The following is a 23227-nucleotide window of genomic DNA, read 5'->3' as shown; positions in this document are numbered from 1 at the left end:
CTATTCAGGCACCCCATCTTTTACACATACCAAAGTTCTTCTTCGTTTTTAAACACTTGATCGATTGTTGCTCCACCAAGGCATTCGTCGCCATTGTAAAACACAACCGCTTGTCCAGGTGTAATCGCACGAATCGGCTCATCAAACACCACTCGTACCGTATTCTCATCCACTTTTTCAACCGTCACTTTGTTGTCCTCTTGACGGTAGCGGAATTTTGCCGTGCAAGAAAAAGATGCTGGCAATTCACGATCGCTTACCCAGCTGACATTGGTCGCCATAATGGAGTCTGAATAAAGGACATCATTGTGGAAGCCTTGGTCAACATATAAAATGTTCTTTTCGAGATTTTTGCCGACCGCAAACCAAGGTTCTCCGCTTCCTCCGATGCCAAGGCCATGACGCTGACCGATTGTATAATACATTAAGCCGTCATGCTTGCCTTTCACTTCTCCATCGAGCGTTTGCATCTCGCCAGGCTGCGCAGGTAGATATTGACTTAAAAACTCTTTAAAGTTGCGTTCACCAATAAAGCAAATACCTGTACTATCCTTTTTCGTCGCAGTTGCAAGACCTGCCTCTTTCGCGATTTCACGAACCTTTGCCTTATCAATATTCCCAATTGGGAACATCACCTTCGACAATTGCTCTTGTCCAAGTTGATTTAAGAAATATGTTTGGTCCTTATTTTCATCAAGTCCACGCAGCATTTTATATTCGCCATCGCGGTATTCAACACGCGCATAATGACCTGTTGCTAAGTAGTCTGCCCCAAGCGTCATCGCATGCTCTAAAAAGGCTTTAAATTTAATTTCTTTATTACACATCACATCCGGATTCGGTGTACGTCCTGCTTTGTATTCATCTAGGAAATACGTAAACACCTTATCCCAATATTGTTTTTCAAAATTGACAGCATAATAAGGTATGCCAATTTGATTACATACACGAATGACATCTTCATAGTCTTCCGTAGCGGTACATACTCCGTTTTCGTCTGTGTCATCCCAGTTTTTCATAAAAATCCCGATGACATCATACCCTTGTTCCTTCAGCAGCAATGCTGCAACAGACGAATCGACACCACCGCTCATTCCGACAACAACACGTGTGTCTTTCGGCGCTTTTGTCAACTTGTCCACCTCCATATTATCGAGTGAGCCGCTTTACGATTTTAGCCGTTTCACGTGCCGCTCTTTCAATTTGTTCTATTGTTGTACCAAGCCCGAAGCTGAATCGAATCGAAGAAATCAACCGCTCATCCCCTTTGCCGAACATCGCGACCAGCACATGCGAAGGGTCGATGGAACCTGCTGTACAAGCAGAGCCGCTTGATACAGCAATTCCAGCTAAATCAAGATTCACAAGCATGGATTCAACATTCGTTCCCGCCAATGCAAGATTTAGCACATGCGGAAGAGATGACTCAAGTGAGCCATTAACGGAGAAATCTACGTTCTCTTCTTGCAAAATCTCCATCATCTTTTCTTTATATTTTGTATAAAGAGCGGATTTTTCCGCTGATGTCTGCTGAAAAAGCTTAACTGCCTCTTCAAATCCTGCAATACTCGTTACATTTTCCGTTCCGGCTCTCCGTTTACGTTCCTGCTCCCCTCCAAATAAAAGCGGAGACATCGGAACATGGGAAGCCGCATATAAAAAACCGATCCCTTTTGGTCCGTTTATTTTATGAGAAGATACGGATAAAAGATCCACGCCAAGTTCTTGTACAGAAAGCGGAATCAGTCCATATGCTTGAACAGCATCCGTATGAAAAAATGCTTGATGATGTTTCAAGATTTCACCGATTTCAGCGATGGGCTGAATCGTTCCCACCTCGTTGTTTCCATACATGATGGTGACAAGAATCGTATCATCTCTCAATGCTTCTTGCAACTGTTTTGCACTAATCATTCCTCTTTCATCCACCGGCAAATACGTTACATCAAATCCTTGTTTTTCTAAAGCCTGACACGTATGGAGTACTGCATGGTGCTCAATTTGCGTCGTGATAATATGGTTACCTTTATGACGGTTAGCGAGCGCTACTCCCATTAACGCCATATTATCCGCTTCCGTACCGCCGCTCGTAAAGATGATTTCATTTTGTTTTGCCCCAATACTGGAAGCCATCGTTTGTCGGGCCTTGTCTACATATTGTCTGCTTTCACGTCCATAAAAATGAATGCTGGAAGGATTTCCGAACACCTCCTTCATAACAGTCGTCATTTTATCAATCACGGCTGGATGCATCGGTGATGTCGCAGCATGATCTAAATAAATTCTTTCCAACCTTAACACTCCTTTAAAAGCAAATTCTCGTATAGCTAAAGATCGTTCTATATGTAAAACATATACGAACTGGCATCTCCTTCACTATGATTCGCTAAATCTTCTAATGTTGTACTATCAAGCACTTCTCTTACCGCATCGCGAATGCGAATCCATAATTCCCGTTTCGCTGGCTCCTCTTCTTCAAGTCCCTCAACCGGACTGATCGGTCCTTCCAAAACCGAAATGATATCCCCTGCTGTAATAAGCGCAGGTTCTTTCGCTAAAATATACCCGCCGTACGCACCTCTTATACTTTTGACAAGTCCTGCATTACGCAAAGGAGAGATTAGTTGCTCTAAATAGTGTTCGGATAAATCATGCGTATGAGCAATCGTTTTAAGCGAGATTGGTCCTTCTCCTGATTTTCTTGCCAGTTCAATCATGATGGTCAGTCCGTAACGTCCTTTTGTTGAAATTTTCATATAGGTCACCCTTCCATTCCGGTCTCTTTTATCTATAAAATAAGTGATTCTATTATATCAAGTAATCCTATCGTTATTGTACCAAAAATAAGACCATGACATTATAGCATATTATCCATATGAGATGCATTTTCGCCTACAGTTCCCTATAATAAGGCTCATGTATAGTAAATAGGAGAGATGACTATGAGCAAAAAACCGCTCGCTTTTCGCATGCGGCCTGAGAGCCTTGAAGATGTGATTGGCCAGCAGCATCTTGTTGGAGAAGGAAAAATCATTCATCGAATGGTCAAAGCAAAACATGTTACTCCCATGATTTTGTATGGTCCTCCAGGTACGGGAAAGACGACCATTGCAACAGCTATTGCCAAAAGTACTCATACCGCCTTCCGTCAACTAAATGCTGTCGTCCATAACAAAAAAGACATGGAGATTGTCGTACAAGAAGCAAAAATGTCCGGCAAAGTCATTCTTTTGCTGGATGAGGTGCACCGGCTCGATAAAGCGAAACAAGACTTTCTTCTTCCATATTTAGAAAACGGCATGATTATCTTAATTGGCGCCACTACAAGCAATCCCTATCATGCTATTAACCCTGCGATCAGAAGCCGCTGCCAAATCTTCGAGTTACAGCCGCTTACACCTGAAGAAGTGAAAACGGCTTTGCTTCGCGCTTTAGAAGATGATCAAAATGGACTAGGACGCGAAAAAGTGACCATTACCGATGAAGCGATTGAGCATTTTGCCAGCGCCTCCAACGGCGATGTCCGCTCGGCTTTAAGCGCTTTAGAATTAGCTGTATTATCGACCGATTCTGATGTACATGGAACGATTGTCATTAACCTTGCCATTGCAGAAGAATGTTTGCAAAAAAAATATATGACACATGATAAAAACGGGGATGCCCATTACGATGTACTGTCTGCCTTCCAGAAATCCATTCGCGGAAGTGATGTGAATGCCGCTCTCCACTACTTAGGTAGGCTGATTGAAGCAGGAGATTTAGTAAGCATCAACCGAAGATTACTCGTGATTGCCTATGAAGATATCGGGCTGGCAAATCCTCAAGCTGCTCCGCGAACACTTGCGGCAATTGAATCATCTGAGAGGCTCGGTTTTCCGGAAGCGAGAATTCCGCTTGCCAATGCGGTAATTGAACTTTGCTTATCACCAAAGTCCAACTCCGCCTATAAAGCGCTCGATGCCGCTCTAACCGATATTCGAACAGGGCGAACCGGCCCTATTCCCGCTCACCTGAAAGATGCACACTATAAAGGAGCTAAAGAGCTTGGTCGCGGAATTGGCTATTTATATCCACATGATGCCGAAACAGGCTGGGTAAAACAGCAATACTTGCCAAATTCCATTAAACATCAGAAATATTATGAACCTAAAAAGACAGGAAAATTTGAGCAAGCCCTTGCCCAAATTTATGAGAAGATTAACCGCAGCGAATAATGGACCGTCCTACAGGTAAGCCTATTAGCAACAAATCTATTAACGATAGGAGTGGGTCCCGTGAAGGTTAGACAAGATGCTTGGTCTCATGAAGACGATTTACTCTTGGCCGAAACAGTGCTCCGCTACATTCGTGAAGGGGGCACGCAGCTGGCAGCTTTTGACGAAGCAGGAGATACGCTGAACCGCACATCTGCCGCGTGTGGTTTTCGATGGAATGCGGAAGTTCGAAGAAGATACACTGAAGCAATTAGTCTTGCGAAAAAACAGCGAAAAGAACGAAAAAGAATGCTGGATCGTCAGAAAAAAGAAGCCGTTCAATCATCTGCGCCTCCCATCGAATCTTTACGAAAAAAGCCGGAACAGCCGACAATACAGGAGAATACTCCTGACCTTACAACCCCTTTCTCCACTATTGGGTTAGGCGATGTTATTACGTTTTTAAGCGAGCTGAAAACAAACACTGCTCAATCCCATAATCTTATAAAGGAAAATGAAGCACTTCGCTTTGCCAATAAAGAGCTGGCTATTCAAAAGGAACAGTTAGAAGCGAAATTAGCCTCTTTGCAGAAACAGCAAGCCATCGTTCAAGAAGACTACCGCACACTCCTTGCCATTATGCAGCGAGCTGAGCGAATTGTTTCTTTAGAGGATGATGAACCTCTCCCTTTCCTACCTGATGAAACAGACGAAGCACTAATCATTCAAACATAACAAAAGCTTGTCAGCCACACGGCTGACAAGCTTTTTTATTTCGGATCTTGACCGACACGGTAAATCGTAATATCGCTTAACAATTCTGTTACAACATGTCCTCCCATAATTAAACCAGCGACAGACGGCACGAACGCATTAGAAGACGGCGGCATTTTCGCTTTACGAATTTGTGCTTTGTCGTTTCCAACTACTTGGCGCACCTCTTCACGAGTGACAATTGGGCTTTCATCAGAGAAGACCACCTTGATGCCCTTTTTAATTCCTTCTTTGCGCAAGCGAGTGCGAACGACTTTTGCAATTGGGTCTGTATGTGTTTTGGAAATATCCGCAATACGGAAACGCGTCGGATCCATTTTGTTCGCCGCACCCATACTAGAGATAATCGGAATGTTGCGTCGTAAACATTCCTTCATCAAGTGAATTTTGTACGAAATGGTATCAGAAGCATCAATAACATAATCTAAGCCATAGCTAAAAAATTCTTCATATGTCTCTTCTGTATAAAACATTTTAAGCGCGATCACTTCACATTCTGGATTAATGTCGGCAATACGCTCTTTCATTAATTCTACTTTTTGGCGCCCGACTGTAGACAAGAGGGCATGGATTTGACGGTTAACATTTGTAATGTCGACATCATCTTTATCGACTAGCACAAGGCGACCAACACCTGAACGGGCTAATGCTTCTGCCGAAAACGATCCAACTCCGCCGATTCCGAGAACCGCAACGGTGCTCCCTTTCAATTTATCTAACCCTTCTTTTCCTATCGCAAGTTCATTGCGCGAAAATTGATGCAGCATTTGTTTCACACTCCGTTATTTTTCTGATTCTTGTGTAGTATTTGTTTAAAGTTTGACTATATCATACTTTTTTGTTAATACTACTAACTCGATTGGTTTTTACCTCTTTAGAAATTGCATATGAAAACCCTATGCAATTGTGCTGCATAGGGTTAAATATACGAATCAAGTCAAAGAAAGTCCCAATCGTGCCGTCTTCAGATGCCTTCGTTTTGAACCCGCTCACAGCAGGTGGGTGCTCTGTTTCCATCGTTGTGAGTCCCTGTGAAAAAGGCATTCACGCTGACAAAAAACTCCGAGCTCCCTTATAACTTATTGTTCGGTCAAAACAATAGGTTATAAGACGAACACATCAGGACTTCTTGTTTCTTGACAGTATCTTATCATAGAATAAATTCGTTTTCAAGCGAGCAAAAGAAAACGATTACTCACTTTTTTTAACGCGTGTTTCTAGATGAAGCTCATCTAATTGAGCCGTACTTACTTCTCCAGGAGCATCGGTCAGCACGCAGCTCGCGCTTGCCGTTTTCGGGAAAGCAATCGTATCACGCAAGTTCGTACGTCCTGCTAATAGCATAACAAGACGGTCAAGACCAAGGGCAATTCCGCCATGCGGAGGCGTTCCATATTCGAACGCTTCAAGTAAGAAACCGAACTGCTCTTGAGCTTGCTCAAGTGTAAAGCCAAGAACTTGGAACATCTTCTCTTGAATATCACGTTCGTAAATACGCAATGATCCTCCTCCAAGCTCATAACCGTTTAACACAAGGTCATATGCTTGAGCGCGCACTTTTCCTGGGTCTGTATCTAAGTAAGATAAATCATCGCGAACAGGCATCGTAAATGGATGATGCGCTGCGTAATAACGACCTTCTGCCTCATCGTACTCAAGAAGTGGCCAATCTGTTACCCATAAAAAGTTGAATTTCGTTTCATCGATTAAACGAAGTTCTTTTCCAAGCTTTAGACGAAGAGCGCCTAGAGCATCTGCTACAACGTTCTTTTTATCTGCGACGAATAATAGTAAATCTCCAGGAGCCGCATCTAGTGCTTTAATAAATTGCTGTTGCTCGTCTTCATTAAAGAATTTAGCGATTGGACCTTTTAAGCCGTCTTCTTCCACTTTCAACCATGCTAACCCTTTTGCCCCGTATACTCCCGCATATTCCTGTAAACTGTCAATATCTTTACGCGAGTAGTTAGCAGCTGCACCTTTTACATTAATCGCTTTAACTTGTCCGCCGTTTTGAACTGCACCACTGAACACTTTGAAGCCGCAGTCTTTCACAAACTCAGATAAGTCTACTAACTCCATCCCAAAGCGCGTATCCGGTTTATCAGAACCATAACGGCTCATTGCTTCATCATAAGCCATACGTGGAAATGGCGCCGGTACATCAATCCCTTTTACATCCTTCATCACTTGAACCATCATTTTCTCTGTTAACGCGATAATCTCATCTTGTGTGAGGAAAGATGTTTCAATATCGACTTGCGTAAATTCTGGCTGACGGTCTGCACGTAAATCTTCATCACGGAAGCAGCGGGCAATTTGGTAATAACGCTCTACACCGGAAACCATTAGCAACTGTTTGAAAATTTGCGGTGACTGTGGGAGTGCATAAAACTCACCAGGATGCACACGGCTCGGCACTAAGTAATCACGTGCTCCTTCTGGTGTACTTTTCGTTAAAATCGGCGTTTCCACATCTAAAAAGTCGTTATCGTCTAAATAGTTACGAATAGTCTTTGTTACGTCACTGCGCATTTTCAATGTTTCAAACATCATCGGGCGACGCAAATCCAAATAGCGATATTTTAATCGAACATCTTCTGCGACATCCGTTTTATCTTCAATCATAAACGGTGGTGTTTTCGCCTTGTTCAACACTGTAATTTGGCTAGCGTGCACTTCAATTTTTCCTGTTTTTAAATTGTTGTTGATTGTATTCTCTTCACGCGCCACGACCGTCCCTTCAATATGAAGAACAAATTCGTTACGTACGCTTTCTGCTACTTTCAACGCTTCTTCTGACACTTCTGGATTGAACACCACTTGAACGATGCCGGCACGGTCACGAAGATCAATAAAAATAAGTCCACCTAAGTCACGACGTTTTTGAACCCACCCTTTTAATTTAACGGATTCACCAATCGCTTTTTCTGTTACTTCTCCGCAATAATATGATCTTTCTTGCATGATGAATGTCCCCCTTTATTGTAATCCCTTTAAATATGTCATCAGTTCAGCAATTGCTACTTCTTGCTGTTCGCCCGTTTCCATGCTTTTTACATTGACCACTTGCTTGTCCAGCTCTTCGTCTCCAAGCACAATGACAAAACGAGCTTTTAATCGGTCAGCCGCTTTAAACTGGGCTTTCATTTTTTTATCTTGGTAATCTTTCTCGGTAATAAAGCCGCCCATGCGTAAATGGTTCACAATGGATACTGCTTCATCTTTCGCTGCATCGCCCATTGCCACAACATAACAATCAATGCTTTCTTGAATTGGCAGCTCCACGTTTTCTGCTTCAAGAGCCGCCAGCAAGCGCTCAATACTTAAAGCAAAACCGATTCCCGGTGTTTCGGGACCGCCAATGTCTTGAACGAGGCCATTGTATCGTCCGCCTCCGCAAAGCGTTGTAATCGACCCGAACCCTTCCGCATCACTCATAATTTCAAATGCTGTATGATTATAATAATCAAGACCGCGCACAAGATTTGGATCAACGACAAACTCAATTTGCAAATTCGTCAAATATTGCTGCACCTTTTCAAAGTACTGTTTGGAATACTCATTTAAATAATCAAAGATGGACGGAGCTGTTTTCATCAGTTCATGATCTCGGTCTTTTTTACAGTCAAGAATGCGAAGCGGATTTTTCTCTACACGACTTTGGCAGTCTGCACAAAATTCTCCGATTCTTGGGGAGAAATGTTCAATAAGTGCTTGGCGGTGTGCCTGACGACTTTCTGCGTCCCCTAAACTGTTAACGACAAGACGTAATTTTTTCAATCCAAGCGATTGATAAAATTGCATCGCCAACGCCATTACTTCTGCATCAATTGCTGGATCGCTGCTTCCTAATGCTTCTACGCCAAACTGTACAAATTGACGGAAACGTCCTGCTTGAGGGCGTTCATAGCGGAACATTGGCCCGATATAAAATAGCTTTGTCGGCTGATTAGGACTTCCAAACATTTTCTGTTCCACAAACGAACGAACAACAGCAGCTGTCCCTTCTGGACGAAGCGTTAAATTACGGCCCCCGCGATCTTCAAATGTGTACATTTCTTTTTGAACGATATCTGTTGTATCTCCTACACCGCGTTGAAATAATTCCGTATGTTCAAACATCGGTGTGCGAATTTCTTTATAGTTAAACGTGCGGCAAATCTTTCTCGCCTGCTCCTCCACATACTGCCAAAGTTCCACAGTGCCTGGAAGAATATCTTGTGTACCTCTTGGAATTTGAATAGACATAAGTCCTGTGTGCCTCCTACTTTCTTTTTTCCAGCTTTCTTAAAAAGCTTCGCCAAAGACCATTTGTTGTCATAAGGCTTAAAAAAACAAAAAACCCCCATCCCTACACAAATAATATGTAGGGACGAGAGTTATTTTTCTCGTGGTACCACCCTAATTGAAGCAGCCAATATGCACTGCTCCCACTTAAGTCGTTAACGCCTGAATACGTTCAACTCCTACTAAGCTAACAATCGCTTTTCAGAGAGAAACCTCGAGAGTGTTCATTCGTTCAGTCATCATGTAGAAATGTTTTCAGCCTCAGACATTTCCTCTCTTTTCCATGTGTAATCTCAACTACTTTTCTCTGTCAACGGTTTTTTACTGGTCTTTATTCGTATGTAGAATGATAGCAATTGTCTACTATATTACGAATGAAATTCCGAATTGTCAAGCACTTAATTTACGTTCCAGAAAGCATCAACAAAAGCATTTTTCGACCGTTACACCTTCCACATTTCCTTTGTTGTTCAGGAACGTGACAAATTCTTCTTCAGCGCTTGAACATCTCGCAACGTCAGGCCAAATTCCGATGCCAATTCAACTGGAGTCGTCGTCGCTTCCCGCTGGATAAAATCGTGAAAATTCACTCCAAACATTTGATTTCGATGCGTGAATGACTGTTCCCCTTTAGAACTGAATTTCATCAAATCCCCTTCTTTCCTGTCAATGAATGAACGATGGTCTACTTTCATATCCTTTCCATTTTTCCGTGGGAACTTACAGGAATTTTCCGTTTTCCCTAGAAATAGTAAGTGACAAATAAAGGAAAAGGAGTTGCCGGTGTTATGGCTAAATATAAAAAACTTTTACTTTATGCTCTGTTCGGGCTCTGCCTCTTTTTTTTAACTTTCCAGCCGGAAACGAATGCCCAAAGTGAATTTGTATCCGTTAAGGTGAATGTGCTAAATGTCCGGAGTGGTCCAAGTACAACTTATGAAATCGTGGAAAAAGTAAGACACGGAAGTATTTTATCGGTTTTAGAAAGGGAAAAGGACTGGTATCATGTACAATTAACGAGCGGTCTAAAGGGATGGGTAGCCGAGCGTTACGTCGGTTCTTTACCAGACATTCCCGATTCTCCCTTCAATCAGCAGTACCTCACCTTTTCCTCTGCTTTACAACTGCAAGACTTGTATGGCGCCTCACTGTCTACACTTGAAAATAAAACCATCGTCATTGACCCTGGGCACGGTGGACACGATAAAGGCGCAACCGGAACGTTTGCCTCTACACTTGAAAAAGATTTAAATTTGATTACTGCGAAACTGCTTGAAAAACGATTACAAACACTCGGCGCAACTGTCATTTTGACCCGTTCAACCGACCAATACATTTCACTGGAAGAAAGGGTGGCCATCGCCGAAGAAAACAAAGCCGACGTTTTTTTAAGCATTCACTATAATAGCTCACCTGACACTTCTTTAAAGGGGATCATCACTTACTACGACAAACACGCACAGCTTGCGGAAAATATTCATGATGAATTAATTTCGCTCACCGCCTTTGCCGATAAACATGCACGTAGCGGTGATTATTATGTCCTTCGCGAAAATGCTCAACCTGCCGCCTTGCTGGAGCTTGGCTTTTTAAGTCACGAAAGGGAAGAACAACATTTGCAGACAAAAGAATTTCAATACAATGCCGTGACGGCCATTATTAAAGGACTCGCCGTCTATTTTTCAAAAGAAGCGTCCTAAACAACAAAAAGACCTTTCTCCCAAACGTGTGGCTTTCTACACGTTGGAGCGAAAGGTCTTTTGTCCATCTTCTTTATTTACTTTCTATAATGAGCGTAACAGGGCCATCATTGGTAAATTGGACATCCATCATAGCACCGAATATCCCAGTTTCTACCTTTAAGCCTTTTTTTCTTAGCTCTTCATTAAATTGCTCATAAATGTCATTCGCATAGTCAGGTTTAGCCGCGTCCATGAAATTAGGGCGTCTGCCTTTTCGGCAATCTCCATATAAGGTAAATTGGGAAACCGATAGCACTTCCCCGCCTATGTCTAATAGAGACAAGTTCATCTTTCCAGATTCATCTTCAAAGATACGCAAATTCGCCACTTTTTCTGCGATATAAGCCGCATCCTCTGCCGTATCCGAATGGGTAACCCCCACTAACAGCATGACTCCTTGATCGATAGCGCCTACCGTATTTCCTTCGACCACTACCTTTGCATTTTTTGCTCGCTGAACTACTACACGCATAGAGAAAAATCCTTTCTAATGCATAATTCTTCGTACTGAATAAATATCCCGGATTTGCTTAATCCGCTCGACCACCTTATGAAGGTGATTAATATTTTGAATGGAAATCGACATATTGATGGTAGCCATCTTATTCCGATCAGATCTCCCTGACACAGCCGAAATGTTTGTCTTGGTTTCATTGACAGCTTGCAAGACCTCATTCAACAAACCTCGGCGGTCAAAACCGGAAATTTCAATTTCAACATTGAATTCCCTGCCCTCTTTAATGTGAGACTCCCATTCCACTGCGATAAGACGGTTTTCCGCTTCTCCTGTATGAACATTCAAGCAATCGCTGCGGTGAACAGATACCCCGCGTCCTTTTGTGATAAATCCGACAATTTCATCTCCAGGTACAGGGTTACAGCATTTGGATAAACGAATTAATAAGTTATCAATTCCTTGAACAACTACACCAGAATCTCGTCTTTTCCCTTTTAGAGCTGGCTTGCTTTCATTCATAATTTCTTTAATTTCTTGCTCTTGGTCCCGCTGTTTTCGCCATTTTTCGGTTAGACGGTTCGCAATTTGAGCAGCTGTAATACCGTTATAGCCAACGGCGGCATACATATCTTCTTCATTGGAAAAGTTAAATTTCTCTGCCACTCTTTTTAGGTTATCTTGAGTAAGCACTTCTTTAAAATCAAAGTCGGAATTACGGATTTCTTTTTCAACAAGCTCTTTTCCTTTTTCAATGTTTTCTTCACGACGCTGCTTTTTGAAAAATTGACGGATTTTATTTTTCGCCTGAGAAGTTTGAGAAAGTTTTAACCAATCTTGGCTTGGTCCGTATGAATGCTTCGATGTTAAAATTTCAATGATGTCACCGGTTTTCAATTTGAAATCAAGCGTCACCATCTTGCCGTTTACTTTCGCACCAATTGTTTTGTTGCCGATTTCTGAATGGATGCGGTAAGCAAAATCGATTGGAACAGATCCCGCAGGAAGTTCAATAACATCTCCCTTCGGCGTAAAAATGTACACCATATCCGAAAACAAATCGACCTTTAATGATTCCATAAACTCTTCTGCATTTGTGGACTCATTTTGGAATTCTAGTATTTCTCTGAACCATGTGAGCTTGTCCTCAAAAGAAGCAGGATCATTCACGGTTTTCCCTTCTTTATAGGCCCAGTGTGCCGCTACCCCGTATTCAGCAATATGATGCATATCGACTGTACGGATCTGCACTTCTAGCGGATCACCTTTAGGTCCAATAACCGTTGTATGAAGAGATTGGTACATGTTTGGTTTCGGCATCGCTATATAATCTTTAAACCGGCCCGGCATTGGTTTCCAGCATGTATGAATAATACCTAATACGGCATAACAATCTTTAATGCTATTAACGATAATCCGAACCGCCAGCAAATCATAAATCTCATTAAATTGTTTGTTTTGCAACGCCATTTTTCGGTAAATAGAATAAATATGTTTGGGTCTCCCCGAAATTTCCGCTTTAATGGAAACTTCGTTCACCCGTCCCCGTACTTCGTCAATCACTTCTTCAATGTATTGCTCGCGCTCTGCACGCTTTTGTTTCATTAAATTGACAATCCGGTAATATTGTTGCGGATTTAAATAGCGCAAAGCCGTATCTTCTAATTCCCATTTAATTTTGGAAATCCCGAGACGATGAGCAAGCGGCGCAAAAATTTCCAACGTTTCATTGGCAATACGGCGCTGCTTTTCTTGAGGCAAGTGCTTTAGCGTACGCATATTGTGCAAACGGTCTGCCAACTTAATTAAAATGACACGAATATCACGAGCCATCGCTACAAACATTTTGCGATGATTTTCCGCCTGTTGCTCTTCTTTTGACTTATATTTAATTTTTCCGAGTTTGGTCACACCATCGACTAACATGGCAACGTCATCGTTAAATGTGTCTCTTAATTGTTCAAGTGTAACATCTGTATCTTCTACCACATCATGTAAAAATCCCGCTGCAATGGTCGTTGGATCCAACTCTAAATCAACCAAAATCCCTGCTACTTGAATTGGGTGAATGATATACGGCTCCCCTGATTTGCGATATTGCTCACTATGAGCATCTTTTGCAAATTGATAGGCTTTTGCTACTAAGTCTATATCATCACCAAACAAATATTTCCCAGCATTCTCAATTACTTGTTCAGCTGTTAACACTTGCTCATTTGCCATGAAATCACCTTTTATCAATAAAATAAACCTTCCATCATTGAAAGGGTCTATAATGTCATTTTATAAATTCATATTGTAACTATTATCATGAAAATGTTCAAAGATGTAAAGCATTTCTCGAAAGATTTTTCAGACACCTTCCGTTTCATCTTGCTCATAAACATTTCGGGATAAACAGAAATCACCTTTTACCATTCATAAACAATGGTAAAAGGTGATTTCCTGTGTTCATTTGAATTGAACGCATCCAAAGAACTTTTTGGGTTCTTCGGCAATTCTTATTAATAGTTCATTAATGTAAAGACATCGTAGCCGTTTAATTTGTCACGGCCGTTTAATTCTGACAGCTCAATTAAAAATGCCGTACCTACAACAATTCCGCCAAGTTGCTCAACAAGTTTAATTGTCGCTTCAATCGTGCCGCCAGTTGCCAATAAGTCATCTGTAATTAATACACGTTGTCCAGGTTTAATGGCATCTTTATGCATCGTGAGAACATCTTTTCCGTACTCAAGACCATACTCAACTTTAATGACTTCACGCGGAAGTTTGCCTTCTTTACGAACCGGTGCAAAGCCCACACCTAAAGAATACGCAACTGGGCATCCAATGATAAAGCCGCGCGCCTCTGGGCCTACGACGATATCAATTTCCTTTTCTTTTGCGTATTTCACGATTTCATCTGTTGCTGCTTTATACGCTTCGCCATTATCCATCAACGTTGTGATATCTTTAAAGATAATGCCCGGCTTTGGCCAATCCGGCACGATTGTTATATATTGCTTGAAATCCATTAATTTGTTGCCTCCTCATCAATTTCGCAGTTGTTCAGTATCTCATCAAACAACTGCTTCAGTTGGCCATACGATGTGTATACAAATTTTTTCTCCAACTGAATTTGTTCTTGTTTGCGACGATAAGTCGCAGATTCTATTAAATCACGTTTTGCTCCATTTTTCATCAACGAAATGAGACCATTTTTTATTGTAACAAATTCTAATTCAAAAAACACCTTTGACATGAAATCAATTGTATCTTTTGACCACCCTTTTCGGATCGCTAGTTCCTCTTTATAACGATTCAAATCAAATGGACTGTTTTTCGCCAAAAACGCATAATACCATTTAAAATGATCGCGTGTTGGAATCGTGTGAAAATAATGGTCCTCTTTTGATAGAAATACGGTATAAATCCGTGAAGGTGTTCCACTCCGGAAAAGCGTTTCTATAAGCTCCATAGAGGAAGGCAAGTCCAGTAACACTACCTGTTTTTCATTTGAATCAAAAGCGGACGCTGCTTCCATCCCTGGAATATAGACGAGATGCTCCCCAAACGTTTGCTTGTCGTTTTCTGTAATCGTCTCTTCAGCAAAATAAACGACCGTCATATCTGTTGTGAACATGGATTTAAAAAATTGTTCTGTACTTCTTACGCTTCGATAATCAAACAGCTGCCACTCGCTAACGCCAATATCTTCAATCATTAACTGCGGCTTTCGCATATTATTCCATTCGTTAATCGTCAACTCGCCCACAAGGGAAATTTTCGAAATGGGGGATATTTCATCATATAAACGACCTAAACCGAAACCAACTCCGTCTACTGTTTTCCCGTCTTCTTCAAACGTCAATTTCAAATGAGTTTGATCGGCTCCAATTTTTCGAATGGATGAAATATGGACATTTTCTACGAGTACTTTCGGTTTCGTATTGCTCATGCCGAAAGGAGCCAGTTTTCGTAGCTGTTCAATGGCGGAAAGAGTAATATCTTCTACCTGACAAACAGTATCGACCATAGTAATGGGAATAAAATCCTCTTCGGTCAGTTTTTCGTACGCTAGTGTGTTCAAGCGGCTTCTTAATTCATCGACATCCTGCATTTGCAAGGTCATCCCAGCTGCCATTGGATGACCGCCAAAGTGGGGCAAAATATCTCGGCATGTTGATAAATTAGCAAATAAATCGAAGCCTTCAATGCTTCGGGCAGAGCCTTTGGCCATGCCTTTTTCAGAATCGATGCTTAACACAATAGTCGGACGATAAAAACGTTCCACTAAACGTGAAGCCACAATGCCGACTACCCCAGCATTCCAGCCTTCTTGGGCAATAATAAGCACACCATTTTCTTCAGGGGGATACAGATTTTCAACGATAGAAATCGCTTCTTCCGTCATTTCATTGACTAACTGCTGTCTCTCTTTATTTAATCCGTCAATTTCTTCTGCAAGTTCCCTCGCTTCGCTTTCATTTGTCGTCATAAGCAAATGAACGGCCGGATCTGCCGATTGCAAACGACCAACCGCATTAATACGCGGACCGATAGCAAACCCAATTGTATCTTCATTGATGTCTTCCTGCTTAACACCACATACGCGCAAGAGCGCCTGAATGCCAGGACGGTTCGTTCGCTGTAAATGCTTCAATCCTTTGCTTGCAATAAGACGGTTTTCACCTTGCAGCGGCACCAAATCGGCAATCGTTCCAATGACAGCAAGCTCTAGCAAATGCTCTGGCACTTCCCCAAGTAAAGCATGAGCAAGTTTAAAAGCAACACCAACACCCGCCAATTCTTTAAATGGATAGTGGCTGCCAGGCTTTTTCGGATGGATAATGGCATACGCTTCTGGAAGCTCCGGGCCTGGTTCATGATGGTCTGTAATAATTAAGTCAAAGCCAAGCTCTTTCGCCAAAGCGGCTTCATGAACGGCCGATATTCCTGTATCGACCGTAATAACGAGCTGATAGCCTTGTTCACTAATCAAACGAAAAGCTGACTCATTCGGTCCGTACCCTTCTGTAAAACGGTTTGGAATATAAAAATCGACGTCCGCCCCCATCATAGTTAAAGCTGTCAGCAGAACAGATGTACTACTGACCCCATCCGCATCGTAGTCGCCAAATATCATAATCTTTTCATGATGTTCAATTGCTTGTTTAATTCGTTCCACCGCTTCATTCATTCCATCCAATAAAAATGGATCATAGAATGATTGTTGATCTATCTTTAAAAACTGTTCCGCAGATTCAATTGTCGTAATGCCGCGATTAATTAACAGTGAAGCAACGAGAGGTGTAATCTCGAGGGTTGTCACAAACTGTTCAATCAGTTCATGATTTGTCTGTTGAATCCTCCATCGTTTTTTTGATTTCAGCATATCCTCACCCCTTAACCCACATTATTATACTAGAGTGGATGCGGACCGGCAATGGAACGATGCTTGATAGTTATCAATCCTCTGAATAAGGATTAATATGCACTAATACATCTTGAATGTTTGGCTCTTCCATCAGCTTCATTTTCACCGCTTTTCCGATTCGGTGCCCTTCTTCTACCGTAATCATCGGATCTACTGAAATCTTTAAATCAATGATAACATAATGGCCATGTTCCCTTGCCTGAAAGGACGTTAGTTTCTTCACCCCCGGTACTGCCATGACCATTTCTCTCAGCTGAAGAGTATCTTCGTAATGAAGGACATGGTCCAATGTATTGTGGATGGATTGTGAGCCAAGCTGCCATGCCATCTTTAATACCAGAAACGACACAAGGAGACCAGCCATCGGGTCTGCATAGACAAGCCAAGGTACACCAATTCGTTCACCAAGAATGGCTGCCCCGATTCCAATTAAAGCTGCGATAGATGAAAACACGTCTGAACGGTGCTCATAAGCATTAATAATAATCGCGTCGCTTTTAATTCGTTTCCCTAACTTATATTTATAACGAAACATGCCTTCTTTCACGATAATTGACAGCAATGTAGCATAAATAGCGAGCATTTTCGGAGGTTCAATCGGTTCAAAAAACGCTTCAACGGAAGATTTGAAGATCTCAATCCCTACAATAAACAACAAAACAGCTACAATAATGGCTGCAATCGATTCGGCCTTGCCATGTCCATACGGGTGATCCTCATCAGGCGGCTCCTTTGCTACTTTTACCCCTATGTAAACCGCCAAAGAACCAGCCACATCGGATGCTGAGTGAACCGCATCTGCTACAAGGGCACGACTGTTTGAGACAACGCCAGCCCACCATTTAATGCCGGCTAATATAATATTGCCAACAATCCCTATCATCGCTGCGAACTGGGCTTGCTTAAACCGCTCTTCTTTATTCACATTCCACACCTCTTTTAAATGAGCATCACTAACAGTATATAGAATACCCGACTTTTCCCATGACATGAAGATTTCCCGCTTTTCTCTTCTTTTACACAAAAAAGCCGCAAGAAATTTCCTTGCGGCTTAGCATTGAATTATGGTTCAATGATGTCTTCTTCAATTTTACGCGGTTTATTTAAAGATTTTGTCTTCCATACAAGCCATAGCTGTGCGGCAATAAATAAGGAAGAGTATACCCCTAGTGTTAATCCAACAAGTAAAGCAATAGAGAAGTTTAAGATTGCTTCGCTTCCAAAGAAAATAAGGGCTACAACGGTGAAGATTACCGTCAACACTGTGTTAATGGAGCGAGCAAACGTTTCTCGCAAGCTTCGATTCACAATGTAAACTAAATCTTCTTTCGTCTTCACCTTTCTATCGTTCATATGTTCACGAATACGGTCAAACGTAACAATCGTATCATTGATTGAATAACCAATAATAGTCAAAACAGCAGCAATGAACGTTAAATCCACTTCTAAACGTGAAAGGCTAAAGAACGAAATCATAAAGAATGCATCATGCAGCAACGCAATAACAGCTGCTAACGCCATGTAAAACTCGAAGCGCACAGATACGTATAAAATAATGCCGATTGATGCAATCAACACAGCAATCAAAGCATTGCGGGCTAATTCTTTTCCGACTGTCGGCGAAACCGTGCTAACATTCGGTTCTGCTCCATATTTCTCTTTGAAATATGTTTTCAATTCTCCGATATCGTCTTTTGAAAGAACCCCAATAAAACGAGCCACCCCAACATCATTGTTATTACCAGAGATGACAACATCTTTCGGTTCTAAATCAAGATTTTTTAGCTCTTCTTTAATGCTATCAGCGGAAACAACTTCTGTTGCTGTAATTTCAACACGTGTTCCACTCGCAAAGTCAATCCCTAAATTCAGTTTGAATATGGCAAGAGACAACACACCTAAAACCGTAATAACAATCGAGAAGGTAAAGAATACCTTTTTATATTTAACAAAGTCAAGGCGGTCAAATCGTGTTGGAATCTCTTGATTTCCATCATCTTTTGATAAATCTTGAATATCAGAAGGTTTCACACCGAAGAAAGAAGGTTTTTTATTTAAGATGCGACTGTTGACCCATAGCCCTAAGAACAACCTCGTTCCGTATACCGCGGTAATAAAGCTTGCCAAGATACTGATGATAAGCATCGTCGCAAATCCTTTAACAGAGCTTGTACCATACGCAAACAGCACACCTGCTGCCAAAAGGGTCGTAATATTGGCATCTAAAATGGTCGTCAGCGAGCGTCGGTTACCTGCTCGATAAGCGGAAATGACCGACTTCCCTGACTTCAGTTCATCTTTAATCCGTTCATATGTGATAATATTGGCATCTACCGCCATCCCTACCCCTAAGAGAAGGGCTGCAATACCAGGAAGCGTCAGAACCCCGTTCATCCAGTCAAACACAAGTAAAATAAGGTATACGTAGATGCTTAATGTGATGACTGCAATTAAGCCTGGTAAACGATAGTAAAAAAGCATAAATAAAAAGACAATTCCAACCCCGATAAATCCTGCATTAATCATTTTATCAAGAGCTTTTTCACCAAACTGAGCACCGACCGATGTAGAATACATTTCCTCTAATTCAACTGGTAATGCACCTGCGTTCAATAAATTCGCTAACTCTTGCGCTTCTTGTACCGTGAAGCTTCCAGTAATCGTCACTTCATCAGTGTTGAATACTTGGTTTACAGATGCTGCGGATAAATATTTCGGCTCTTGTTGTCCTGTTTGCGCTTGGAAGGAATCTTTTCCTTCCTCATAATCAAGCCAAATAACAAGAAGGTTGTTTGGTGAACCCATGCTGAGCACTTGCTCTGTCACTTGTTTGAACTTCTCTGCACTATTCAATTTAAGTGCCACATTCGGTTGACCTGTTTCATCAAACGATTGCTGGGCACCATTTTGCGCCAAATCTGTTCCATCCATCAATAATTGATCATTCACATCACGGAATGATAATTTCGCTTGAGTAGATAGAAGTTCACGAGCTTTGTTTTGATCCTTTACGCCCGCGAGTTGAACACGAATGCGATTTTCGCCTTCAATCTGAATGCTGGGCTCACTCACTCCCAGTACGTTAATACGCTTGTCCAACGCTTGCACAGTGCTATTCAGCACTTCTTGATTAATGACATCGCCCTCTTTAGCCGGCTTCACTTCATATAACACTTCAAAGCCGCCTTGAAGGTCCAGGCCGAGCTTAATTCGATTTGTAATGTCGCTGACTGTCGCTCCCATTGTGCCAAAAATAAGCAGCACTAAGAGGAAGAACGCAACGATACGTCCTCTCTTTACCATTCGTAAAAAATCCTCCTTCTTATGTAAGCAAGAACATGCTGAGAAAATAAGGAAAGTAACTCACCAATATTCCTATTATCATTCATAAAAACAAACCTGTCAAACAAGCTTTTCTTATCTTTATTTCAATAAGTCCTTCCATTCTTCCATAAAATCCTCTTTTTCAAAAGAGGTATTTTTATATGATTGCATGGCCATAAAATTAATGATATCCCCTGCTTTAACGGTCATGATATCGTTAATAATCTGATGGAGCATTTTGTCTCCCTCATCTTTTTTCCATTTTTTATTTTCTAAATAATCCCATATTTGTTTTTCTTCAATATGACCATACCCTATTAATTGGAATTCTTCCATTTTACTTTGAATTGCCGGCTGTGCTTTTGTCCGCAGCTGCCTTGCTCCTTCATTCAACATCCAACCCACCCTCTTCATTTCGCACTTACATCACGCGCTTTTTTCATTATCGTCCAGCTTTTCTGTTTCCAATCTCCCTTATAATTTTGACGTCTTCATCCTCCGCTCATTGATTCATTCGGTTATCCTTCCTCTTAAGAGGATAACTTCTTCACGCTGTAAAAGGATGACTGTAGATTTAGATAACTGTCATGCTTGGCCATGGGACTTGCATATATTTTCATTGTATAAAATAATAAATCGTTTGAGAAGGCAGGGAGTATAGCATGTCTAAATTTTTGAAAGGTACGCTCATTTTAATCCTTGCTGGATTAATTACACGTGTACTTGGATTTATTAATCGAATCGTGATTGCACGGTTAATTGGAGATGAAGGTGTAGGACTGTTCATGATGGCTGTCCCTACGATGTTTCTTATTATAACAGCTACACAGCTTGGCTTGCCCGTAGCCATTTCGAAGCTAGTGGCGGAAGCCGAGGCACTAAATGATAGACGAAAAATAAAAAAGATTTTAATTGTTTCTCTTTCCCTTACATCCATACTAAGCGTCATTTTTACCGTTTTATTAGTTGTAATGGCCCCTCTCATTGCGAAAACGTTTTTTACAGACGAACGTACCTACTATCCGCTTATTGCCATTACGCCTGTTATTCCTATTATCGCAGTTTCTTCCATCATTCGCGGTTATTTCCACGGAAGACAGCAAATGAAGCCTGCTGCTTATTCTCAAGTAATTGAACAAATTGTTCGGATTTTACTTGTCGCTGTCTGCACAAAAGCGTTTCTCCCATACGGAATTGAATATGCCGCGGCAGGCGCTATGCTATCAGCCGTCTTCGGGGAGCTCGCATCTTTGATATATATGTTGTTCATGTTCAAATTAAAAAAACACGTTAAAGTTCGCCCACGTTTTTTCCAATCGTTAAAAAGCGGAAAAGTCACATTTTACGAATTAATGAGCATTGCCTTGCCGACAACAGGAAGCAGAATGATTGGATCCATCTCTTGGTTTTTAGAACCGATTGTTGTTGCTCAAAGTCTAGCCATCGCGGGGGTGACAACGATTACAGCGACTAAACAGTACGGGGAATTAACTGGATTTGCTCTACCCCTTCTCATGCTCCCTTCTTTTATTACCGTTTCGCTTTCCACCTCTCTCGTTCCCGCCATTAGTGAAGCAATGGCCCAGAAATATTTTTTACAAATTCAACATCGGCTTCATCAGGCATTGCGCTTGTCATTCGTGACAGGAGGACTGGCTGTTGTTGTGCTATATATTTTCGCAGAACCAGTCATGCAACTCATGTACGGCTCTGCGAAAGCAGCTGTTTTCGTTCAAGTTATGGCGCCATTTTTTATTTTTTATTACTTCCAAGGCCCTCTACAAGCGGTACTACAGGCTTTAAATCTGGCACAGGCTGCGATGATGAACAGCTTTATTGGCGCCGCTGTTAAGATTGCGTTAATTTTCATGCTGGCGACAAGACCAGGTTTTGGCATTATGGGCGCTGCGCTTGCCATCGTCATTGGCATCATGCTTGTCACACTTCTTCACCTCTCGACAGTTATGAAAGCTATATCCTATAAACTTCATATTGCCGATTATGTGAAAGGGTTTATCGTGATGATTTTAACTGGATTCATCGCCCATTTTACTTATATGCCGTTTCTGGAAAAAGGAAACTTAGCCCTTAACACCCTTGCAGCTATTTCCATGACGTCCATCATCTATTTCCTCTTGCTCTACCTATTCAAACTAGTTACGAAGGAGGAAATCCGGCGCTTTTCTGCTTTAAATCCGTTCCGAAAACGATAGAACAGTTTGACTCGATAACGACGAACCAATAGCAACAGCCCGAACCGAAAACATATACACGATGCTTTCAGTTCGGGCTGTTCATTCATCTTTTAAATCGATATAGAAGACACCGTTGTTATAGCTGCAATATGAAATTTGCTTTATATCCTTGTAACCGAGTTTCCGCAATTCTTGCCGAAGCCATAAATGGGTTTTATCTTCACGTGCTAGGTGATTCTCTTGAATGATTCCATCCACAATGAAGGGAAGATTTAAGCTCGTTGGCTGTTTTTTTCGTTTATGCTGTTCTTCTTTTTCAAAGACAGACAGCTTTCCAGACGGCTCTAAAATGGCAAATTCCACATCTGCAATGTTCTTAATGTTTTTATCCCGAAGCTGGACGAGCAAATCATTAAAATTGTAACGCTGTTTTTTCATTTCTTCTTCATTAATTTTTCCGTGCTCAATAATTACGCTAGGCTTCCCATCAAGCAACTCTCTTACTTTTTGGTTTTTTAATGACCAATAAGCTAATCCCACTTGAATTACAAACAGAACAACCATCGGTAAAATCGTGTGAATTAACGGATCTTTCGGCTCCTCGATGGCCAATACCGCCATTTCTGCAATCATGATGAACACAACGAGATCTAAAATGCTCAATTCGCCTATTTCTCTTTTTCCCATCAATCGAAAAATGACTAAAATGATAAAGTACAAAAGAACCGTACGCGCGACAATGATGAGCAACTCCATGTTTATAACCTCCGTCTCAACATGTATCACCACATAGTGTGTACAAGTAGATAAAAAACATGACAGCAAATCTGTAATTC

19 protein-coding genes, 1 other RNA gene and 1 other annotated feature are annotated in these 23227 nt (G+C 41.5%); of the genes, 4 read left to right on the top strand and 16 right to left on the bottom strand.

Features of this window, described 5'->3' with window-relative positions; genetic code table 11:
* Positions 1-20: 20 nt before the first annotated feature.
* The 3 genes from mnmA to cymR are packed head-to-tail and all read right to left on the bottom strand — an operon-like array spanning position 21 to position 2756.
* Positions 21-1133, bottom strand: coding sequence for a tRNA 2-thiouridine(34) synthase MnmA (gene mnmA / locus ACXAEO_RS02775; RefSeq protein ID WP_474877709.1), 1113 nt, complete (start codon positions 1131-1133; stop codon positions 21-23).
* Between the two features lie 16 nt (positions 1134-1149).
* A complete protein-coding gene (locus ACXAEO_RS02770; protein ID WP_474877707.1) occupies positions 1150-2292 on the bottom strand; it encodes a cysteine desulfurase family protein in 1143 nt (380 codons plus the stop codon).
* Positions 2293-2339: 47 nt separating this feature from the next.
* Positions 2340-2756, bottom strand: a complete 417-nt coding sequence (gene cymR / locus ACXAEO_RS02765; protein ID WP_474877704.1) for a cysteine metabolism transcriptional regulator CymR — start codon at positions 2754-2756, stop codon at positions 2340-2342.
* Positions 2757-2942: 186 nt separating this feature from the next.
* Here cymR and ACXAEO_RS02760 point away from each other — a divergent pair, with 186 nt between their 5' ends.
* Both ACXAEO_RS02760 and ACXAEO_RS02755 read left to right on the top strand, forming a co-directional pair.
* On the top strand, positions 2943-4214 hold the full coding sequence (locus ACXAEO_RS02760; protein WP_474877702.1) for a replication-associated recombination protein A: 1272 nt from the start codon (positions 2943-2945) through the stop codon (positions 4212-4214).
* Positions 4215-4274: 60 nt separating this feature from the next.
* Complete coding sequence (locus ACXAEO_RS02755; RefSeq protein WP_474877699.1) at positions 4275-4928, top strand: RsfA family transcriptional regulator; 654 nt, start codon at positions 4275-4277, stop codon at positions 4926-4928.
* Positions 4929-4963: 35 nt separating this feature from the next.
* Here ACXAEO_RS02755 and ACXAEO_RS02750 read toward each other — a convergent pair whose 3' ends face one another.
* From ACXAEO_RS02750 to ACXAEO_RS02730, 5 genes are all read right to left on the bottom strand, one after another.
* Complete coding sequence (locus ACXAEO_RS02750; protein WP_474877697.1) at positions 4964-5734, bottom strand: tRNA threonylcarbamoyladenosine dehydratase; 771 nt, start codon at positions 5732-5734, stop codon at positions 4964-4966.
* Between the two features lie 175 nt (positions 5735-5909).
* Positions 5910-6096, bottom strand: a non-coding RNA gene (ssrS, locus tag ACXAEO_RS02745) — 6S RNA.
* Between the two features lie 62 nt (positions 6097-6158).
* Positions 6159-7934, bottom strand: coding sequence for an aspartate--tRNA ligase (gene aspS / locus ACXAEO_RS02740; protein ID WP_474877694.1), 1776 nt, complete (start codon positions 7932-7934; stop codon positions 6159-6161).
* Positions 7935-7949: 15 nt separating this feature from the next.
* On the bottom strand, positions 7950-9218 hold the full coding sequence (hisS, locus tag ACXAEO_RS02735) for a histidine--tRNA ligase (RefSeq protein ID WP_474877692.1): 1269 nt from the start codon (positions 9216-9218) through the stop codon (positions 7950-7952).
* A gap of 117 nt (positions 9219-9335) precedes the next feature.
* Positions 9336-9580: a binding site (T-box leader), on the bottom strand.
* Positions 9581-9727: 147 nt separating this feature from the next.
* The gene (locus ACXAEO_RS02730) at positions 9728-9904 is read right to left on the bottom strand and encodes an RNA polymerase subunit sigma-70 (protein ID WP_474877690.1); all 177 of its coding nucleotides are present in this window, start codon (positions 9902-9904) and stop codon (positions 9728-9730) included.
* 141 nt (positions 9905-10045) lie between these two features.
* Between ACXAEO_RS02730 and ACXAEO_RS02725 the strand changes: the two genes are divergently transcribed.
* A complete protein-coding gene (locus tag ACXAEO_RS02725; RefSeq protein ID WP_474877686.1) occupies positions 10046-10957 on the top strand; it encodes an N-acetylmuramoyl-L-alanine amidase in 912 nt (303 codons plus the stop codon).
* Between the two features lie 73 nt (positions 10958-11030).
* On the opposite strand, the gene dtd is transcribed toward ACXAEO_RS02725, so the two are convergent.
* The 7 genes from dtd to ACXAEO_RS02690 all read right to left on the bottom strand — a co-directional run bounded on the left by dtd (position 11031) and on the right by ACXAEO_RS02690 (position 20592).
* Complete coding sequence (dtd, locus tag ACXAEO_RS02720) at positions 11031-11471, bottom strand: D-aminoacyl-tRNA deacylase (protein ID WP_474877684.1); 441 nt, start codon at positions 11469-11471, stop codon at positions 11031-11033.
* A 15-nt stretch (positions 11472-11486) separates the two neighbouring features.
* Complete coding sequence (locus tag ACXAEO_RS02715; protein ID WP_474877681.1) at positions 11487-13676, bottom strand: RelA/SpoT family protein; 2190 nt, start codon at positions 13674-13676, stop codon at positions 11487-11489.
* A 281-nt stretch (positions 13677-13957) separates the two neighbouring features.
* Positions 13958-14470: an adenine phosphoribosyltransferase gene (locus ACXAEO_RS02710; RefSeq protein ID WP_474877676.1), complete on the bottom strand. Its 513-nt coding sequence runs from the start codon at positions 14468-14470 to the stop codon at positions 13958-13960.
* A complete protein-coding gene (recJ, locus tag ACXAEO_RS02705; protein WP_474877674.1) occupies positions 14470-16830 on the bottom strand; it encodes a single-stranded-DNA-specific exonuclease RecJ in 2361 nt (786 codons plus the stop codon). The genes ACXAEO_RS02710 and recJ overlap by 1 nt, the downstream gene beginning before the upstream one ends.
* Positions 16831-16903: 73 nt before the next feature.
* A complete protein-coding gene (locus tag ACXAEO_RS02700) occupies positions 16904-17797 on the bottom strand; it encodes a cation diffusion facilitator family transporter (protein WP_474883923.1) in 894 nt (297 codons plus the stop codon).
* Between the two features lie 137 nt (positions 17798-17934).
* A complete protein-coding gene (gene secDF / locus ACXAEO_RS02695; protein ID WP_474877671.1) occupies positions 17935-20175 on the bottom strand; it encodes a protein translocase subunit SecDF in 2241 nt (746 codons plus the stop codon).
* 120 nt (positions 20176-20295) lie between these two features.
* A complete protein-coding gene (locus ACXAEO_RS02690; protein ID WP_474877668.1) occupies positions 20296-20592 on the bottom strand; it encodes a post-transcriptional regulator in 297 nt (98 codons plus the stop codon).
* Positions 20593-20858: 266 nt separating this feature from the next.
* Here ACXAEO_RS02690 and spoVB point away from each other — a divergent pair, with 266 nt between their 5' ends.
* Entirely contained in the window at positions 20859-22409 is a 1551-nt protein-coding gene (spoVB, locus tag ACXAEO_RS02685; protein ID WP_474877665.1) for a stage V sporulation protein B, read from the top strand.
* 81 nt (positions 22410-22490) lie between these two features.
* On the opposite strand, the gene ACXAEO_RS02680 is transcribed toward spoVB, so the two are convergent.
* Positions 22491-23147 (bottom strand): DUF421 domain-containing protein, encoded by a 657-nt coding sequence (locus ACXAEO_RS02680; RefSeq protein WP_474877663.1) that lies wholly within the window; start codon positions 23145-23147, stop codon positions 22491-22493.
* Positions 23148-23227: the final 80 nt, after the last annotated feature.

It is taken from the genome of Bacillus sp. ABA4_010, assembly GCF_056159105.1.
The sequence above is the reverse complement of the archived record's forward strand: the minus strand, read 5'-3'. Positions and strand labels throughout refer to the sequence as shown.

What these genes read in the sequence shown, in the direction of transcription:
- ACXAEO_RS02725 (WP_474877686.1), top strand. Translation starts at nt 10,046, where the DNA reads ATGGCTAAATATAAAAAACTTTTACTTTATGCTCTGTTCGGGCTCTGC.
- ACXAEO_RS02690 (WP_474877668.1), bottom strand. Translation starts at nt 20,592, where the DNA reads ATGTTGAATGAAGGAGCAAGGCAGCTGCGGACAAAAGCACAGCCGGCA.
- ACXAEO_RS02710 (WP_474877676.1), bottom strand. Translation starts at nt 14,470, where the DNA reads ATGGATTTCAAGCAATATATAACAATCGTGCCGGATTGGCCAAAGCCG.
- secDF (WP_474877671.1), bottom strand. Translation starts at nt 20,175, where the DNA reads ATGGTAAAGAGAGGACGTATCGTTGCGTTCTTCCTCTTAGTGCTGCTT.
- ACXAEO_RS02730 (WP_474877690.1), bottom strand. Translation starts at nt 9,904, where the DNA reads ATGAAATTCAGTTCTAAAGGGGAACAGTCATTCACGCATCGAAATCAA.
- aspS (WP_474877694.1), bottom strand. Translation starts at nt 7,934, where the DNA reads ATGCAAGAAAGATCATATTATTGCGGAGAAGTAACAGAAAAAGCGATT.
- ACXAEO_RS02750 (WP_474877697.1), bottom strand. Translation starts at nt 5,734, where the DNA reads ATGCTGCATCAATTTTCGCGCAATGAACTTGCGATAGGAAAAGAAGGG.
- dtd (WP_474877684.1), bottom strand. Translation starts at nt 11,471, where the DNA reads ATGCGTGTAGTAGTTCAGCGAGCAAAAAATGCAAAGGTAGTGGTCGAA.
- hisS (WP_474877692.1), bottom strand. Translation starts at nt 9,218, where the DNA reads ATGTCTATTCAAATTCCAAGAGGTACACAAGATATTCTTCCAGGCACT.
- spoVB (WP_474877665.1), top strand. Translation starts at nt 20,859, where the DNA reads ATGTCTAAATTTTTGAAAGGTACGCTCATTTTAATCCTTGCTGGATTA.
- ACXAEO_RS02715 (WP_474877681.1), bottom strand. Translation starts at nt 13,676, where the DNA reads ATGGCAAATGAGCAAGTGTTAACAGCTGAACAAGTAATTGAGAATGCT.
- recJ (WP_474877674.1), bottom strand. Translation starts at nt 16,830, where the DNA reads ATGCTGAAATCAAAAAAACGATGGAGGATTCAACAGACAAATCATGAA.
- ACXAEO_RS02760 (WP_474877702.1), top strand. Translation starts at nt 2,943, where the DNA reads ATGAGCAAAAAACCGCTCGCTTTTCGCATGCGGCCTGAGAGCCTTGAA.
- ACXAEO_RS02680 (WP_474877663.1), bottom strand. Translation starts at nt 23,147, where the DNA reads ATGGAGTTGCTCATCATTGTCGCGCGTACGGTTCTTTTGTACTTTATC.
- cymR (WP_474877704.1), bottom strand. Translation starts at nt 2,756, where the DNA reads ATGAAAATTTCAACAAAAGGACGTTACGGACTGACCATCATGATTGAA.